The organism is Streptomyces sp. NPDC051217, assembly GCF_044455465.1.
Lineage (GTDB): Bacteria > Actinomycetota > Actinomycetes > Streptomycetales > Streptomycetaceae > Streptomyces.
On sequence record NZ_JBITEV010000032.1, the window covers coordinates 2460 to 3605 of the forward strand.

The following is a 1146-nucleotide window of genomic DNA, read 5'->3' on the forward strand; positions in this document are numbered from 1 at the left end:
TGCGTATTTCCCAAGTAGCACGGGGCCCGAGAAATCCCGTGTGAATCTGGCGGGACCACCCGCTAAGCCTAAATATTCCCTGGTGACCGATAGCGGATAGTACCGTGAGGGAATGGTGAAAAGTACCGCGGGAGCGGAGTGAAATAGTACCTGAAACCGTGTGCCTACAAGCCGTGGGAGCGTCGCTGTGTGTGCTTGCACATGCAGTCGTGACTGCGTGCCTTTTGAAGAATGAGCCTGCGAGTTTGCGGTGTGTTGCGAGGTTAACCCGTGTGGGGAAGCCGTAGCGAAAGCGAGTCCGAACAGGGCGTTTTAGTAGCGCGCTCAAGACCCGAAGCGGAGTGATCTAGCCATGGGCAGGTTGAAGCGGCTGTAAGAGGTCGTGGAGGACCGAACCCACCAGGGTTGAAAACCTGGGGGATGACCTGTGGTTAGGGGTGAAAGGCCAATCAAACTCCGTGATAGCTGGTTCTCCCCGAAATGCATTTAGGTGCAGCGTCGTGTGTTTCTTGCCGGAGGTAGAGCACTGGATAGGCGATGGGCCCTACCGGGTTACTGACCTTAGCCAAACTCCGAATGCCGGTAAGTGAGAGCGCGGCAGTGAGACTGTGGGGGATAAGCTCCATGGTCGAGAGGGAAACAGCCCAGAGCATCGACTAAGGCCCCTAAGCGTACGCTAAGTGGGAAAGGATGTGGAGTCGCAGAGACAACCAGGAGGTTGGCTTAGAAGCAGCCACCCTTGAAAGAGTGCGTAATAGCTCACTGGTCAAGTGATTCCGCGCCGACAATGTAGCGGGGCTCAAGCGTACCGCCGAAGTCGTGTCATTCCAGTATTGAGGGCCAACGCCTGCTGGGATGGGTAGGGGAGCGTCGTGTGCCGGGTGAAGCCGCGCCGGAAGGCAGTGGTGGACGGTTCACGAGTGAGAATGCAGGCATGAGTAGCGATACACACGTGGGAAACGTGTGCGCCGATTGACTAAGGGTTCCTGGGTCAAGCTGATCTGCCCAGGGTAAGTCGGGACCTAAGGCGAGGCCGACAGGCGTAGTCGATGGACAACCGGTTGATATTCCGGTACCCGCTTTGAAACGCCCAGTGTTGAATCCTCTGATGCTAAGACCGTGAAGCCGTCCTGGAGCCTTCGGGTG

1 rRNA gene (cut by both window edges) is annotated in these 1146 nt (G+C 57.2%); it reads left to right on the forward strand.

Annotated features, from left to right (window positions below):
* Nucleotides 1-1146, forward strand: a 23S ribosomal RNA gene (locus tag ACIBBB_RS36130) (it extends past both window edges: 544 nt to the left, 1631 nt to the right).